General features: G+C 65.2%; 11 protein-coding genes. 7 read left to right on the top strand and 4 right to left on the bottom strand.

Going from position 1 to position 15,940, the window contains the following annotated elements; genetic code table 11:
• Window positions 1-382: 382 nt before the first annotated feature.
• Window positions 383-1,027, bottom strand: a complete 645-nt coding sequence (locus PCE31107_RS21050) for a YiaD family glycine zipper/OmpA-like lipoprotein (RefSeq protein ID WP_017235059.1) — start codon at window positions 1,025-1,027, stop codon at window positions 383-385.
• 230 nt (window positions 1,028-1,257) lie between these two features.
• Between PCE31107_RS21050 and apbC the strand changes: the two genes are divergently transcribed.
• The 4 genes from apbC (at window position 1,258) to gltS (ending at window position 7,037) form a co-directional block, all read left to right on the top strand.
• Window positions 1,258-2,385, top strand: a complete 1,128-nt coding sequence (gene apbC, locus PCE31107_RS21045; protein ID WP_255501466.1) for an iron-sulfur cluster carrier protein ApbC — start codon at window positions 1,258-1,260, stop codon at window positions 2,383-2,385.
• A gap of 123 nt (window positions 2,386-2,508) precedes the next feature.
• Window positions 2,509-3,078, top strand: coding sequence for a dCTP deaminase (gene dcd, locus PCE31107_RS21040; protein ID WP_026132167.1), 570 nt, complete (start codon window positions 2,509-2,511; stop codon window positions 3,076-3,078).
• A 105-nt stretch (window positions 3,079-3,183) separates the two neighbouring features.
• On the top strand, window positions 3,184-5,469 hold the full coding sequence (locus PCE31107_RS21035; protein WP_150610551.1) for an arginine/lysine/ornithine decarboxylase: 2,286 nt from the start codon (window positions 3,184-3,186) through the stop codon (window positions 5,467-5,469).
• Between the two features lie 353 nt (window positions 5,470-5,822).
• Window positions 5,823-7,037 (top strand): sodium/glutamate symporter, encoded by a 1,215-nt coding sequence (gltS, locus tag PCE31107_RS21030; protein ID WP_130025226.1) that lies wholly within the window; start codon window positions 5,823-5,825, stop codon window positions 7,035-7,037.
• A 113-nt stretch (window positions 7,038-7,150) separates the two neighbouring features.
• On the opposite strand, the gene argH is transcribed toward gltS, so the two are convergent.
• From argH to ppc, 3 genes are all read right to left on the bottom strand, one after another.
• Entirely contained in the window at window positions 7,151-8,548 is a 1,398-nt protein-coding gene (argH, locus tag PCE31107_RS21025; protein WP_150610550.1) for an argininosuccinate lyase, read from the bottom strand.
• A 213-nt stretch (window positions 8,549-8,761) separates the two neighbouring features.
• A complete protein-coding gene (gene aroQ, locus PCE31107_RS21020) occupies window positions 8,762-9,457 on the bottom strand; it encodes a gamma subclass chorismate mutase AroQ (protein ID WP_174966750.1) in 696 nt (231 codons plus the stop codon).
• Window positions 9,458-9,767: 310 nt separating this feature from the next.
• Window positions 9,768-12,734, bottom strand: a complete 2,967-nt coding sequence (gene ppc, locus PCE31107_RS21015; RefSeq protein WP_246181919.1) for a phosphoenolpyruvate carboxylase — start codon at window positions 12,732-12,734, stop codon at window positions 9,768-9,770.
• A gap of 79 nt (window positions 12,735-12,813) precedes the next feature.
• Between ppc and hemC the strand changes: the two genes are divergently transcribed.
• From hemC to PCE31107_RS21000, 3 genes are all read left to right on the top strand, one after another.
• Entirely contained in the window at window positions 12,814-13,782 is a 969-nt protein-coding gene (gene hemC, locus PCE31107_RS21010; RefSeq protein WP_150610548.1) for a hydroxymethylbilane synthase, read from the top strand.
• A 77-nt stretch (window positions 13,783-13,859) separates the two neighbouring features.
• Window positions 13,860-14,777, top strand: a complete 918-nt coding sequence (locus PCE31107_RS21005; protein WP_150610547.1) for a uroporphyrinogen-III synthase — start codon at window positions 13,860-13,862, stop codon at window positions 14,775-14,777.
• Entirely contained in the window at window positions 14,774-15,937 is a 1,164-nt protein-coding gene (locus tag PCE31107_RS21000) for a uroporphyrinogen-III C-methyltransferase (RefSeq protein ID WP_174966749.1), read from the top strand. Before PCE31107_RS21005 ends, PCE31107_RS21000 begins: the two co-directional genes overlap by 4 nt.
• The last annotated feature ends 3 nt before the right edge of the window (window positions 15,938-15,940 follow it).

The raw sequence follows: 15,940 nt of genomic DNA, 5'->3' as shown, positions 1-15,940 counted from the left end.
GGTTGACGCCCAACCGGCCGACTCGGCCGACGCATCCGGTCGGGCGGGAGGTGGCCGGTGCAGGGCCGTCGTGGAAGATGGCGACTGCGTCCGTGGCGCGGCCAAAAAAAAGCCGGAACCAGGTTCCGGCTTAACTAGGCACACGTAACGTCAATAACAAAGAGGAGATGGAAGCGCCCACAGTCAGCACTTCCGAAGGGTCTGAGCGATGTGACACGGGTTTAGTTCAACTGAGGTGCCGATTTTCGATGGTGCGTCGCAGCATGCTGCTCGGGTGCGTCGGCAGAACGCAGGCCCGGCGGACCGGACCTGCGATTGTGCGGCGAAATCCCAATGCCCCATCAGGCAGAAAGCGGGGGGCAGAAAGCGAATCGCGAGGCGTTCAGCCGCGCGGTGCGTGCAGCAGGATTTCGACGCGACGGTTCTGCGCACGGCCGGCGGCGGTGGCATCCGAGGCGACCGGCTGGCTCGAACCGACGCCCGTGCCGCTCATGCGGTTCATCGCGATACCACGGCTGTTCAGATACTGGATCACGTTGGACGCGCGGTTTTGCGACAGCGGGATGTTGATGCGATCGCCGCCCGTGCTGTCCGTATGGCCGACGATGTTGGCCGTAATCCCCGGATTCTGGTTGAGCGACGCGGCAACGTCGTCGAGCACGGCGCGGAAGTTCGGCTTGATGTCGGCGCGGCCGGTGTCGAACGTCACGTCGCTCGGGACGGCGACCTTGAGCGAGCCGTCCGGCTGCTCGGAGATCGTGGTGCCCGTGCCGGCCGTGTGGCCGCCCAAGGTGTTCTTGATCGCGCTCCAGTTATACCCCGTCGCGCCGCCAGCGGCGGCACCCACGGCGGCGCCGATCAGCGTGCCTGTCGTGTTGCCTCCGATGAGGTTGCCCAGTCCTGCGCCCACTGCCGCACCCACACCGGTGCCGACCGCCGTGTTCGTGCCCTGCGGCGTCTGGCAACCGGCCAGCATGGCGGCGGCGGTCAGGACGAGCGCGCAAGCGCGCAGAGAGTTCTTATTCATGTGAGGCTCCTTATCGATTAGCTAGCAGTCGTGAAACAACGCGTGAGCACTTCGCCGAAGCACGCGTGCGTCGCAGGGGTTTTGAACCTGCCGGCGCGCGGTCTTTTACAATAGCGCTGAGTGTCAACCGCAGGCAAGGACAGATTGCCATGCCGGCGGGTTCCCCATAACACGCGCGCCTCGCATGCTAATCGAGAGCGTGCGCCACGGATGTTACAAGTTGTTAGCGCTTGCCGGGGCTTTCCCGGCGCGCCTCGACAGAGCGAGAGACCCAAATGGAAGTCGCCCAAATCAATGAAGTGCTGCGTGGCATCGTCGATCCCGACACGGGGCTCGACCTGATTGCCGGAAAGTATGTGAAGCAGGTCGTGGCCGAGCATGGTCACGTCGGTATCCAGATCGAATTCGGCTATCCGGCGAAGAGCCAGTTCGAGGCGATGCGCACGCGCATTACCGATGCCGTGGGCAAGCTGCCCGGTGTCGAACGCGTGGCGGTCGACATCAGCCAGAAGATCGTGGCGCATGCGGTGCAGCGCGGGGTGAAGCTCCTGCCGAACGTGAAGAACATCGTGGCGGTGGCGTCGGGCAAGGGCGGCGTGGGCAAGAGCACCACGGCCGTGAATCTGGCGCTGGCGCTGGTGGCCGAGGGGGCCACCGTCGGCATTCTCGACGCCGACATCTACGGTCCGTCGCTACCCACGCTGCTGGGCATTCACGGCAAACCCGAGTCGAAAGACGGCAAGACGCTCGAACCGATGACGGCGCACGGCCTGCAAGCCAGCTCGATCGGCTTCCTGATCGAGCCGGACAATCCGATGGTCTGGCGCGGCCCGATGGTCACGCAGGCGCTCGAACAGCTGCTCAACCAGACGAATTGGCACGACCTCGACTACCTGATCGTCGACATGCCGCCGGGCACGGGCGACATCCAGCTCACGCTCGCGCAGAAGGTGCCCGTCACGGGCGCGGTCATCGTCACCACGCCGCAGGACCTGGCGCTGCTCGACGCCCGCAAGGGTCTCAAGATGTTCGAGAAGGTCGGCGTGCCGATCCTCGGTCTCATCGAGAACATGAGTCTGCACATCTGCTCGAACTGTGGACATGAAGAGCCGATTTTCGGCGTGGGCGGCGGCGAACGCATGAGCCACGATTTCGACGTCGAGCTGCTGGGCAAGCTGCCGTTGGAGATGAGTATCCGCGTGCACGCCGACGCCGGCATGCCGAGCGTGGTGGGCGACCCGGACGGCCGGGTCGCGGCGCTCTACAAGGCCATTGCCCGCAAGATGGCGGTGAAGATCGCGGCGCGTCAGAAGGACATGACGAGCAAGTTCCCGTCGATCGTCGTTCAGAACACGTAAGGACGGCGCACAGGGGCCCGGGGAGCCCCGTGCGGCGCGGTGCGCGTGAAAACCTCACCGCACCGCAACAATCGCGTAAAATACGCCCAATTTTTCACGTACCACGCCCATTCAGGCCCACACATGAGCATCAAGTCCGACAAATGGATCCGGCGTATGGCCGAGGCGCACGGCATGATCGAGCCCTTCGAGCCGTCGCAGGTCCGGCAATCCCAGGACGGGCAGAAGATCGTCAGCTATGGCACGTCGAGTTACGGCTACGATATTCGCTGTGCGGCTGAATTCAAGATCTTCACGAACATCAACTCGACGATTGTCGATCCGAAGAACTTCGACGAAAAGTCGTTCGTCGACTTCTCCGGCGATGTCTGCATCATTCCGCCGAACTCGTTCGCGCTTGCGCGCACCGTCGAGTACTTCCGTATTCCGCGCAACGTACTCACCGTGTGTCTCGGCAAATCGACGTATGCCCGTTGCGGCATCATCGTGAACGTGACGCCGTTCGAGCCCGAATGGGAGGGCTATGTGACGCTGGAATTCTCGAACACCACGCCGCTGCCGGCCAAGATCTACGCCAATGAGGGCGTGGCTCAGGTGCTGTTCTTCGAATCCGACGAAGTCTGCGAGACGTCGTACAAGGATCGCGGCGGGAAGTACCAGGGACAGCGTGGCGTCACGCTGCCGAAAACCTAGCCTGCGCAGGCTTGACTCGCCACCGGTGAGCACCCGCAACGTCGCACTGCCCAAGAGCCACGGCCATGTCGGACCGTGGCTCGTTCTTTTGTCGAAGGAACGCCAATGAAATTCCGTTTTCCGATCGTCATCATCGACGAAGACTTCCGCTCCGAAAACATTTCCGGATCCGGGATTCGCTCCTTGGCGGAGGCCATCGAAGCCGAGGGCATGGAGGTCAACGGTCTCACGAGCTACGGTGACCTGACTTCGTTTGCGCAACAGGCGAGCCGCGCATCGAGTTTCATCCTGTCCATCGACGACGACGAGTTCGGCACGTTTTCGAGCGAAGCGGGCGGTGAAGGCGAGGGCGAGCTGGCGCTGGCCATCATCAACCTGCGCGCGTTCGTGCAGGAAGTGCGCCGTCGCAACCCGGACATTCCGATTTTCCTGTACGGCGAGACGCGCACGTCGCGCCACATTCCGAACGACATCCTGCGCGAGCTGCACGGCTTCATTCACATGTTCGAAGACACGCCGGAGTTCGTGGCGCGTCACATCATCCGTGAAGCCAGGTCGTACCTCGACTCGCTGCCGCCGCCGTTCTTCCGCGCGCTCACGCACTATGCGGCCGACGGTTCCTATTCGTGGCACTGCCCGGGCCACTCGGGCGGCGTGGCGTTTCTCAAGAGCCCGGTGGGCCAGATGTTCCACCAGTTCTTCGGTGAGAACATGTTGCGCGCGGACGTGTGCAACGCCGTGGAAGAGTTGGGTCAGTTGCTTGACCACAACGGCCCGGTGGGCGCGTCGGAGCGCAATGCGGCGCGCATTTTCAACGCGGATCATCTGTTCTTCGTGACGAACGGCACGTCGACCTCGAACAAGATCGTGTGGCATGCCACCGTGGCGCCGGGCGACATCGTCGTGGTCGACCGCAACTGCCACAAGTCAATCCTGCACGCGATCACGATGACGGGCGCCGTGCCGGTGTTCCTCACGCCGACGCGCAACCACCTCGGCATCATCGGTCCGATCCCGAAGTCGGAATTCGAGCCGGAAGTCATTCGCGCCAAGATCGAAGCGAACCCGTTCGCGCGCGAAGTGCTCGAACGCGATCCGAATGCCAAGCCGCGCATTCTCACGATCACGCAGAGCACCTATGACGGCGTCATCTACAACGTCGAGATGATCAAGGAATTGCTGGGCAACAACATCGACACGTTGCACTTCGATGAAGCCTGGCTGCCGCACGCGGCTTTCCACGAGTTCTATCGCGACATGCACGCGATCGGCGAAGGGCGTCCGCGCTCGGCTGAGGCTACGGTCTACGCCACGCACTCCACGCACAAGTTGCTCGCCGGTATTTCGCAAGCGTCGCAGATCGTGGTGCAGGAATCGGAAGCGCGAACCTTCGACACGTATCGCTTCAACGAGGCGTACCTGATGCACACGTCGACCTCGCCGCAGTACGCGATCATCGCGTCGTGCGACGTGGCGGCTGCGATGATGGAGCCGCCGGGCGGCACGGCGCTGGTGGAAGAGTCGATCGTCGAGGCGCTCGACTTCCGCCGCGCCATGCGCAAGGTGGCGGCCGAGTATGGCGATTCGTGGTGGTTCTCGGTCTGGGGCCCGGAGCATCTGGGCGACGAGGGCACGATTCAGCGCGACGACTGGGTGCTGCGTGCCAACGAGCGTTGGCACGGCTTCGGCGATCTGGCCGACGGCTTCAACATGCTCGATCCGATCAAGGCGACGATCATCACGCCGGGGTTGGACGTGGACGGCGAGTTTGGCGAGAGCGGCATTCCCGCGGCCATCGTCACCAAGTACCTTGCCGAACACGGCATCATCGTCGAGAAGACCGGGCTTTATTCGTTCTTCATCATGTTTACCATCGGCATCACCAAGGGCCGTTGGAATTCGATGGTGACCGAGCTGCAGCAGTTCAAGGACGATTACGATCACAACCGCCCGCTCTGGCGCGTGCTGCCGGAGTTCGTGGCGCAGTTCCCGCGCTACGAGCGCATCGGGCTGCGCGATCTGTGCGATCAGATCCACAGCGTGTACAAGGCGAACGACGTGGCGCGCGTGACCACCGAGATGTACCTCTCGGACATGCAGCCCGCGATGAAGCCGACCGACGCGTTCTCGAAGCTGGCGCACCGCCAGATCGACCGGGTGCCCATCGACGAGCTCGAAGGGCGCGTGACGAGCGTGTTGCTCACGCCGTATCCGCCGGGTATTCCGTTGTTGATTCCCGGCGAACGCTTCAACGCCGCGATCATCGAGTATCTGCGTTTCGCGCGTGACTTCAACGAACGCTTCCCGGGCTTCCATACCGATATCCACGGTCTGGTCGTCGAGGAAGTGGACGGACGCCCCGAGTATTTTGTGGATTGCGTGCGCCAGTAAGCGACGCGACCGCGCCTGAGGCGACATCCGGCCCCGTGTGAAAGCACGGGGCTTTTTTGTTTCAGCGAAGTCGGCATGCGGATGCCCAACGCGTGGCGTCGCGCCTTATACGCCCGTTTTTGCCGGGCGCATTTCGCGTAGTGAGCGTTGCTGGGCGTCGCCTGACGCAAGATGCGTAGATTAATCTGTGAAGTTGGCCGTGAATGGTGGAAGATGTCCGGCGATCGTTGAAATGTGGCGCGGCATGCCCGATTTGTGGTTTGGCTCGAACTGCGCCAATTTGGGTGATTTCCCGTTAATTCGGACTGAATCGGTTGCTACACTCGACGCACTTTTTTCGAGCGGGAGGATTCATGGAAACCGGACAACTGGAGTTCAGCACCTACGGCACACTTGTCTGTGCCACGTTGGTGTTGTTGCTTGGGCGCAAGCTGGTCGAATGGATTGGGCCGCTGCGCACCTACAGCATTCCTGAACCCGTGGCGGCTGGCCTGCTGGTGGCCGTGGGCGCGTTGGCGCTGCGCCAGTTCGGGCAGGTTGAGTTGAAGTTCGACACGTCGCTGCAAACGCCGCTCATGCTCGCCTTTTTCGCGACCATCGGGCTGTCGGCCAATCTAGCGAGCCTGAAGGCCGGCGGGCGTCGCCTGGTGCTGTTCCTTGGCGTGGTGGCGGGCATGCTGATCGTACAGAACGCGATCGGCGTGGGCCTTGCGTCCATGATGGGGCTGGCGCCGGGCGTCGGTTTGTTGGGCGGGTCGATTACGCTGGCGGGCGGACACGGCACGGGCGCGGCATGGGGTGACACGCTGACCGCGCGCTATGGTGTGCAGTCGGCACTGGAAATCGCGATGGCTTGCGCCACCTTCGGGCTGGTGTTCGGCGGGTTGCTGGGCGGGCCGGTCGCGCGTTACCTGGTGGGGCGTCTTGGCACCAACGTGCCGGGCGCCGCCGCGGCGCAACAGACCACGCCGGAGGGCTTCGAGCAGCCGCACACGGTGCGGTTGATCACCGCGCAGGCGCTGATCGAAACGGTCGCGATGATTGCCATCTGTTTGCTGGGCGGCGAGGTCATTGCGCGCTGGCTGGCGGGCACGGCCTTCGAATTGCCGACATTCGTGTGCGTGCTGTTTAGCGGTGTCGTTGTGCGCAATTTGCTGTCGCTCGTGGGCTACGAGGTGTTTGAGCGCTCGCTGTCGGTGCTTGGCAATGTGAGTCTCTCGCTCTTTCTGGCGATGGCGCTCATGACCCTGCGTCTGTGGGATCTCTCGACGCTGGCGCTGCCGATGATCGTGATTCTCGTTGTGCAGGCGGTCGCGATGGCGGCTTATGCGATCTTCGTCACGTTCCGCGTCATGGGACGCAACTACGATGCGGCCGTGCTCGCGGCGGGCCACTGCGGATTCGGGCTGGGTGCGACGCCGACGGCCATCGCCAACATGCAGGCGGTGACCGAGCGCTTCGGCCCGTCGCACATTGCATTCCTGATCGTGCCGATGGTGGGGGCGTTCTTCATCGACATCCTCAACGCGATCATCATCAAGGGGTTCCTGTCGCTGCCGCTGTTCTGATGCGAGGGGCGTGATCCCGCGCGTACGTCCATCTCGCGCGCATGAAAAATGCCACCCATCCGGGTGGCATTTTCGTTGGCGCCCGCCAGGTCGAACGACCTGGCCGGGCCGACTTACTTGGCGAGCTTCGTGCGTGCGGCGGCGATGGCGCGTTGCACTTGGGCGGGCGCGGTGCCGCCGATGTGGTTACGGCTTGCGACCGAGCCTTCGAGCGTCAGGCAATCGAAGACATCCTCACCGACGAGCGGCGAGAACTTCTGCAACTCGGCGAGCGACAGGTCGGCCAGATCGATATCGCGATCCGAGCAGATCTTCACGGCATGCGCCACGATTTCGTGGGCGTCGCGGAACGGCAGACCCTTCTTGACGAGGTAGTCGGCCAGATCGGTGGCGGTCGAGAAGCCTTGCAGCGCGGCGTTGCGCATATTGGCTTCGCGTACCTTGATGCCCGGCACCATGTCCGCGAAGATGCGCAGCGTGTCGATCACGGTGTCGACCGTGTCGAACAGCGGTTCCTTGTCTTCCTGATTGTCCTTGTTGTACGCGAGCGGCTGCCCCTTCATCAGCGTGAGCAGCGCGATCAGGTGACCGTTGACGCGACCGGTCTTGCCGCGCGCGAGTTCGGGCACGTCCGGGTTCTTCTTCTGCGGCATGATCGAGCTGCCGGTACAGAAGCGGTCGGCCAGATCGATGAAGCCCACGCGCGGGCTCATCCACAGCACCAACTCCTCCGAGAAGCGCGAGATGTGCGTCATCACGAGCGCGGCGGCGGCCGTGAATTCGATCGCGAAGTCGCGATCCGATACGGCGTCGAGCGAGTTCGCGCAGACTTCTTCGAAGCCAAGCGTCGCCGCGACCCGTTCCCGATCGATCGGATAACTCGTGCCGGCGAGCGCCGCAGCGCCCAGCGGCAGCCGGTTCACGCGGCGGCGCACGTCGAGCATGCGTTCCGCGTCGCGGCTGAACATCTCGAAGTAAGCCAGCAGGTGATGACCGAACGTCACCGGTTGTGCGACTTGCAGGTGAGTGAAGCCCGGCAGAATCGTGGCGCTGTGCTGATCGGCCAGATCCAGCAATGCCCGGCGCAGGTCGCCGAGGTGATTGCCGATGCGATCGATTTCGCTGCGCAGCCACAGTCGGATGTCGGTCGCCACCTGATCGTTACGCGAGCGGCCGGTGTGCAGGCGCTTGCCGGCATCGCCAATGAGGGCGGTCAGGCGCGCTTCGATGTTCAGGTGAACGTCTTCGAGATCCAGTTGCCACTCGAGCTCGCCACGCTCGATCTCGCCGCGAATCTGCGTCATGCCGCGCTGGATGTCGGCCAGATCCTGGGCGCTGATGATGCCTTGCGCCGAAAGCATATCGGCATGGGCGAGCGACCCTTCGATGTCGAACAGCGCCAGGCGCTTGTCGAAAAAGACCGACGCCGTATAGCGCTTGACGAGTTCGGAAACGGGTTCGGAAAAGCGGGCCGACCAGGCTTCGCCTTTCTTGTGGAGTTGGGAGGTCATTGTCGTAGCTTGGCTAATCGAGGCCCATCGGGGGCAGATGGAAGCGGACCGTGGCGGAGCACGGCAAACCGGGATTATACAACCCCGGCGTTGGCCCATCGACTCGGCCGACGGCGGGTCCAGCGCGCCCCAGCCTGCGCCGCATCGACAGCACTCAGGGCAGGGTGCTTCGGTCCGCGCAGCGTCGAGCGCGGCCGGGCCAGCGCGTGCCGGTCAGTGCGTCATCGACAGCGTCCAGACGCGCGGCGGCGCCGACAGGCACAGTCCCGAGGTCGCCTCGTCGAACGCCGCACGTTGCAGCGCTTCGAGCTTCGCCGCCCTGGCGATCCGCTCGCGGGCGTGGTGAATGCGCGCCATGCGCGATGGATCGTCGGGCAATGCGCACAGGCGACCGAGATCGCGCATGAGTGAAGTGCCGAGCCGGTCGAGCGCCGGGCGCAAACGCGTGGCCAGATCGACCGGCTCCCCGGGCGCGCTGCCTTCGCGCTTCCAGCGTGCCAGCAAGGCCGTCTGCACCAGCTTGCCCGCCTCGATCTGCAGACGGAAGAACGTGCGCGCCTGCGCGGGCGTCAGGCCGTACTGGGTGGCCCGGTCTCCCATGCCGTCAAGCAATGCCTGCTCGCGCGGGGTGTCCTGCACCGGCTTGCCTGACGTGTATTTGGTCCGCGCAACCGCTTCGCTGATCGCCAGCCGCTCCAGAATGCCGTGCATCAGCGGGTCGAGCACGGGATCGACGATCGGCAGCGGCTTGGGTGGACTGGCGGGCGACGTCGCGAGCGTTTGCGAGACGAGGCGTACGGCCAAACCGCGCACGCCGTGCGGCGCCGCAGCGAGTGCATGCGAAACGGGCGCGGGCGCGGGCGCGGATGCGGATGAGGAGAGGCTGGTGCTGGCGTTGTGTGGTGACATCTGGATGGCCGGATCCGCCTGCGCGCCTGCGCAAATCAGGCCAAGCGCGGTGGCCGTGAGGCGTCTGGAGACCCGTCGTAAGCGGGTACCTCGCGCGGATACTGCGTTGGAATCGGATTGCATGATGGATGGGCCCCCCAGCAGCCATCGAATCGAATTTCCGAAATATACCGTTCTATCGATCCACTGTCGTTGGGGAGAATCTCAAGCAGAGTAGCGCGCGGCCAAGATGGCGTTTCCGGCCCATCGACGTTGTGCGCCGGCCCCGCGGACTGCGGAGCCGGCGCGGCGGCGCCACGCCGCGAGGACGTCAGCCCGTGTTGCGCAGCCCGGCGGCAATGCCGTTGATGGACAGGTGGATGCCACGTCGGGCGCGCTCGTCCGATTCCCCCGCACGATGCCGGCGCAACAACTCGACTTGCAAGTGGTTGAGCGGATCGAGGTAGGGGAAGCGGTTCTTGATCGAGCGGGCGAGCAGCGGGTTGTCCGCCAGTCGTTCTTCGTGACCGGTGATGAGCGCGAGCGCCTGCGAGGTGCTCTGCCATTCGGCAACGATGCGATTGAACACGCGCTTGCGCAGCTTTTCGTCCGGGACCAGTTCGGCATAACGCGACGCCACGGCCAGGTCGGTCTTGGCGAGCACCATGTCCATGTTCGAGAGCAGCGTCGCGAAGAACGGCCAGCGCTTGACCATCTGGCGCAAGGTATCGAGACGCTTTTCACGACCTTCGGCGTCGGCCTTCGCGGCTTTGCCTTGCCCGCCGTCGAGAAATGCCTGCACGGCGCTGCCGAAGCCGTACCAGCCGGTGATGAGCAGACGGCACTGGCCCCACGAGAAGCCCCACGGAATCGCGCGCAGGTCTTCGATACGACGATTCTTCGGATCCGAGAACTTGCGCGAGGCGGGACGCGAGCCGATGTTGAGCTCGGCGATTTCCGCGATCGGGGTGGCCGAGAAGAAGTAGTCGGTGAAGCCCGGCGTCTCGTAGACGAGGTCGCGATACGCGGCGAAGGCCGTGTCCGAGAGTGTCTGCATGACCTGTTCGTACGCGGCCAGACGCGGCGGCTGGTTGCGGCTCGGCAGCAGCGTGGCTTCGAGCGTGGCCGCCACGATGGTCTCCAGGTTGCGCCGCCCGATCTCCGGGTTGGCGAACTTGCTCGCAATGATCTCGCCTTGCTCGGTCAGACGAATCTGCCCCTTCACCGTGCCCGGCGGTTGCGACAGGATGGCCTGATAGGTCGGGCCGCCGCCACGCCCCACAGTGCCGCCGCGGCCGTGGAACAGTCGCAGGCGAATGCCTTTCTCCTCGAACAGATGCACCAGCGCGAGTTCGGCCTTGTACAGCTCCCAGTTCGACGTGAGGAAGCCGCCGTCCTTGTTGCTGTCGGAGTAGCCGAGCATGACTTCCTGCTCGCCGCCTTGCTGCGTGACCACCTCGGACATGCCGGGAATGTCGAAGAACGCGCGCATGATGACCGGCGCATTGCGCAAGTCGGCAATCGTTTCGAACAGCGGGATGACCATCGCACCGACCTTGGGCTCGATGGCCTTCGCGCCGTTGCTACCCAGCGCCCCCTGGAAGAGGCCGGTCTCCTTTTGCAGCAGCATGACTTCCACCAGATCGCTCACGGTTTCCGTATGCGAAATGATGTAATTGCGCACCGCGCGCGGTCCGAAGCGGGCGCGGATGTCGCGCGCCGCGGCAAACACCGCCAGCTCGTCGCGGGTGCGCTGCGAGTAGTCGAGATAAGGCGAGAACAGCGGGCGCGGCTCGCGCAGTTCGCGCAGCAGCAGGGCGAGCTTCTGGTCTTCGTCGAGCTTCGCGTAATTGGCTTCGATGCCCGCCTTGGCGAACAGCTCGGCGATGACGGCCTCGTGAATGTCCGAACTCTGGCGCAGGTCGATGCTGGCCAGATGGAAGCCGAACACTTCGGCGGCACGCACGAGCGGCCCGAGGCGCTGGGCGACCAGGGCGCCGCCATGATGCGCCATGAGCGACGCGACGACCGTATTCAGATCCGAGATGAATTCGCTCGCGTCGAGATACGGGCTGGCGCGACCGACCGCGACGCGGTGCGGCACATGGCCGACCCACTCGCGCGCCGTGGCGGCCAGACGCGCGTACACGCCGATGAGGGCGCGGCGATAGGGCTCGTCCGTGCGGTGCGGCGAGTCGTCGGGCGAGCGGCGCGCGAGCGTGAGCAGCGCGTCGCTGGAGCCGGCGAGCAATTGCGAGACGGACAACTCCGCGCCCAGCAAGTGCACCTGTTCGAGGTAGTGCGCGAAGATCTCGGTGGCCTGGCTCGTGATGGCCAGTTGCAGCGTTTGCGCCGTGACGTTCGGGTTGCCGTCGCGATCGCCGCCGATCCAGCTACCCATTTGCAGGAAGCGGCCGAGGCCTTCGGCGCGCACGGCGGGCACGGCGTCGTGAAGCTCGGCGCTCACGTCGTCGTACAGGGCGGGAATCTCGGAGAGGAACGTGCTGCGGTAGTAAGACAGTGCGTTCTCGATTTCATCGGCCACCGTCAGGCGCGAGCTGCGCAGCATGCGCGTCTGCCAGAGCGTGGTGACGTAGGCGCGCATCGATTCCGTGTTGCGCGAGGCCTCACGCTCGGTGAGGGCGTCGTCGCGATTCGCGAGCAGACGGGCGATTTCGCGCTCGGCGTCGAGAATGCTCTTGCGCTGGACTTCGGTCGGGTGGGCGGTGAGCACCGGCACGATGAGCGCGCTTGCGAAGAACGCCTGGAGCGTGGCAGGATCGGCGAGGCCGGCATCTTTCAGACTTTGCAGGGCGGCGCGCAGGCTGCCCGGCTGGGCGCGGCTACCGGCGAGCGCATGCACGCGGCGGCGGCGGTTGTGATGGCGGTCCTCGGCGATATTGGCCAAGTGCGAGAAGTAGCTGAACGCGCGCACGACCTGAATGGCTTGCTCATTGGTCAGGCCGTTGAGCAGGCTGTTGAGCGCCTTCGCGGCGCTACGGTCGCCTTCCCGGTGAAAGCGCACCGCATTCTGCCGAATGGTCTCGACCAGATCGAACGCGTCGCTGCCTTGTTGCTCGCGCAGCACGTCGCCCAACAGACGGCCCAGGAAGCGGATGTCCTCGCGCAGCGGGGCGTCCTTGTCTTCGCGCGAGCGGCGGGCCTTGCCCTTGGCCGGCCCAACCGCCACCTGGCGGGAAGTGGATGGGGCCGCGGCTGCTGCTTTCGCGGGGGAAATCTTGCCGACCGACTTGGCGAGGCCCTCTTGCGGGGCTTTTACCTTTGCGCTGCTCTTCATGTCGCTCCTCTCACGACCCGCCGTTCGGGCCGGTCAAGCGTGTTACCATTTTTTCTTTTGGTCTTCACGCGGTTGCTGAATGAACTTCGCTGCTCCTGAAACCCTGGTAATCGCTTCGCGCGAGAGCCGGCTCGCCATGTGGCAAGCCGAACACGTGCGTGACGCGCTGCACAAATTATATCCGCAGTGTCGCGTGAGTATCCTCGGAATGACCACTCGCGGTGACCAAATTCTCGATCGCTCGCTCGCGAAGGTCGGCGGCAAGGGGCTTTTCGTTAAGGAACTCGAACTTGCCCTGGCCGATGGACGCGCCGATCTCGCCGTCCATTCGCTCAAGGACGTGCCGATGCAATTGCCCGACGGCTTCACGCTGGCCGCCGTGCTCGAGCGCGAGGATCCCTGCGACGCCTTCGTGAGTAACGACTACGACAGTCTCGAGGCATTGCCCGCCGGGGCGGTGGTCGGCACGTCGAGCCTGCGCCGTGAAGTGAGTTTGCGTGCCCGGTATCCGCATCTGAAGGTGGCGCCGTTGCGGGGCAACCTCGATACGCGTCTGGGCAAGCTCGACCGGGGCGATTTCGCCGCGATCATTCTTGCGGCGGCCGGTCTCAAACGCCTGGGATTGGGCGAGCGCATTCGCGCCACGCTCGCGCCGGAGGTGAGCCTGCCGGCCGCCGGGCAGGGCGCGCTGGGCATCGAAGTGCGCGCGGGACGTCCCGAAATCCTGCAATGGCTCGGTGCACTTCACCACGGCCACACCACGCTGGCCGTGAGCGCCGAGCGCGCCGTGTCGCGTGCGCTGGGGGGCTCGTGCCAGGTGCCGCTGGGCGCGTTTGCCGAATTTACGCCGCAGGGCGACCTGGCACTGCGCGCTTTCATTGCGTCGACGGACGGCGCGACGGTGCTTCGCGCTCAGGGCACGGCCAATGTCGCCGAAGGCGATGTGGCCGGCGCCGAGGCGCTCGGGAAGCGGGTCGCGCAGGAACTGATCGATGCGGGAGGCCTGGCACTGGTGCCGCCGCCCGAGCCCAAGGATCCTCCCACTTGAGCCCGCGCGCGCCGGTCTTGCCGCCCGCCGCTGGCGTTGCGCCAGCGTCCGTCTGCGGGCGCCTTGCCGGTGGGGCAATGTCGCCTCGCTCGCCGTGCGCCATCCTGACGCGCCCCGACGGACAAGCCCATGCACTTGCCCGCGCGTTGCGCGCAGAAGGCATCGACACGCTCGCATTCCCGCTGCTGCACATTGCCGCGCAGGCCGACCCAGATACATTGGCGGCGCTTGATCGCGCATTGCGCTCGCTGGCGTCCTACGCGCTGGCGGTGTTCGTCTCGCCCAACGCGGTGACGCATGGCCTGGCTCGGCTGGCGCTTCTGGCATCCCTCGATCATCGAACGAGCGACGACCTCACCGATGTCGGTACCCACGTGGGCGACTTGTGGCCCGCGGCATTGCCGGTGGCCGTGGTCGGCCCAGGGAGTGCGCAGGCGCTGGCCGACGCGGGCATCGCCGCGCCACGACATCGGGTGATCGTGCCGCCGGGCGGTCCGGCGGCGCGTTTCGACTCGGAAGCGCTCCTCGCGCAACTCGACCTCGCTTCGCTGGCAGGACGCCGCGTATTAATCGTGCGGGGCGACGGCGGCCGCGAACTGCTGGCCGACACGTTGCGCGCCGGTGGCGCGCAGGTGGACCTCGTCAGTGCCTACACGCGCCGGGCGCCCGCGCCGGACGCCGCCGCGTGGGCCGCGCTGGAAGCCCGGCTGGCTTCGCCCGAGCGTTGCGCCTGGGTGCTGACCAGTTCCGAGGCGGTGCGTCATCTGGCCACACAGCTCGCTGCGCGCTACGGCACGCGCGATGGCATTCACACGCCGGGCACCCCGCAGGTGCTGGCGCAAATCCTGGCGGCGCGGTGCTTTACGTCGCATGTGCGCATCGCAGATGCCGCGCGGGCTGCGGGGTTTGATAGGATTACGCAATGCGCGCCCGGCGACGAGAACTTGTTGGCGGCACTCAAAACATGGGCGGATCCCATTCAAGTCAAAGCATGACGACAGATAATCGCGTTCCCGAGTCTTCCCAGAACCCGTCGGCGTCGACCGGCCCGGCGGCGTCGAATGCAACCACGGCCGGCGGTGCTCCCTATGGCACGACGGGTAGCCCGCCCGCATGGCAGCCGCCCGAGCCGCCGCCTCGGCGTCGAGGGTCGGGGGCCGCGTTGCCCTGGCTGCTCTTCGTGCTTGTGTCGGCCGGGGCCGGCATCGGCGGCTGGTCGCTGAACCAGAAGCTCGACCGCGTGCAGCAGGAAATGGCGCGCCGTCAGCAGACGGGCGATGCACAGGTCATGCAGGCGCAGGTGCGAACGGCGCAGGCGCTCGACAATCAGCGCGATCTGCAAAATCGGCTCACGGCGCTCGAAGGGCGAGTGTCCGATTCGCGCAGCCAGCAGGCCGCACTCGAACAGCTCTATCAGGATCTGGCGCACAACCGAGACGAATGGGTACTCGCCGAGACCGAGCAGATCGTCACGAGTGCGAATCAACAATTGCAGCTCACCGGCAACGTTCGCGGCGCGCTGATTGCGCTGGAGGGTGCCGACGCTCGCCTGGCACGCTCCGGCGCACCGCAGCTCGCAGGCGTGCGCGACGCGTTGAAGAAGGACATCGACCGGCTCAAGGCCGTGCCGGCGGCCGATTTGCCGCAACTGACCGGCAAGCTCGATCAGGCGATTGCCATGGTCGACACGTTGCCGTTGCAGGCCGAGGAGCGGCGCGTCGACCCGACGTCGGCGGCGGGGGGCGCGGCCGGTGCGGGCAGCGTGAGCGAAGCGGGCTGGATCGCGACGTGGCATCGCCTGTCCTCGGAGATGCTGGGCAGCCTCAAGCAACTGGTGCAGGTCCGCCGGTTGGACGACCCGGACGTCATGCTCGTGGCGCCGGAGCAGGGCGCGTTCCTGCGGGCGAATCTCAAGCTGCGCCTGCTCAATGCGCGTCTGGCGCTGCTTGCGCGCAACGCGTCAGCTGTGCATAGCGACGTGGTGGTCGCGCAGGCCGCGCTTGACAAGTATTTCGACGCCAAGTCGCGTCGCATCGCCGCCGTGAAAACGTTGCTCGACCAGGTCGACGCGGGCTCGCGCACGATCGAACTGCCGACCCTTGACGCCAGCCTGACCGCCATCGGTCAGGTCAAGGACGTCAAGGACAAGCCCTAAGGA

Origin of the sequence: Pandoraea cepalis (assembly GCF_902459625.1) — a bacterium.
Taxonomy (GTDB): Bacteria; Pseudomonadota; Gammaproteobacteria; order Burkholderiales; family Burkholderiaceae; genus Pandoraea; species Pandoraea cepalis.
This window is presented reverse-complemented; position numbering and strand designations above follow the sequence as displayed.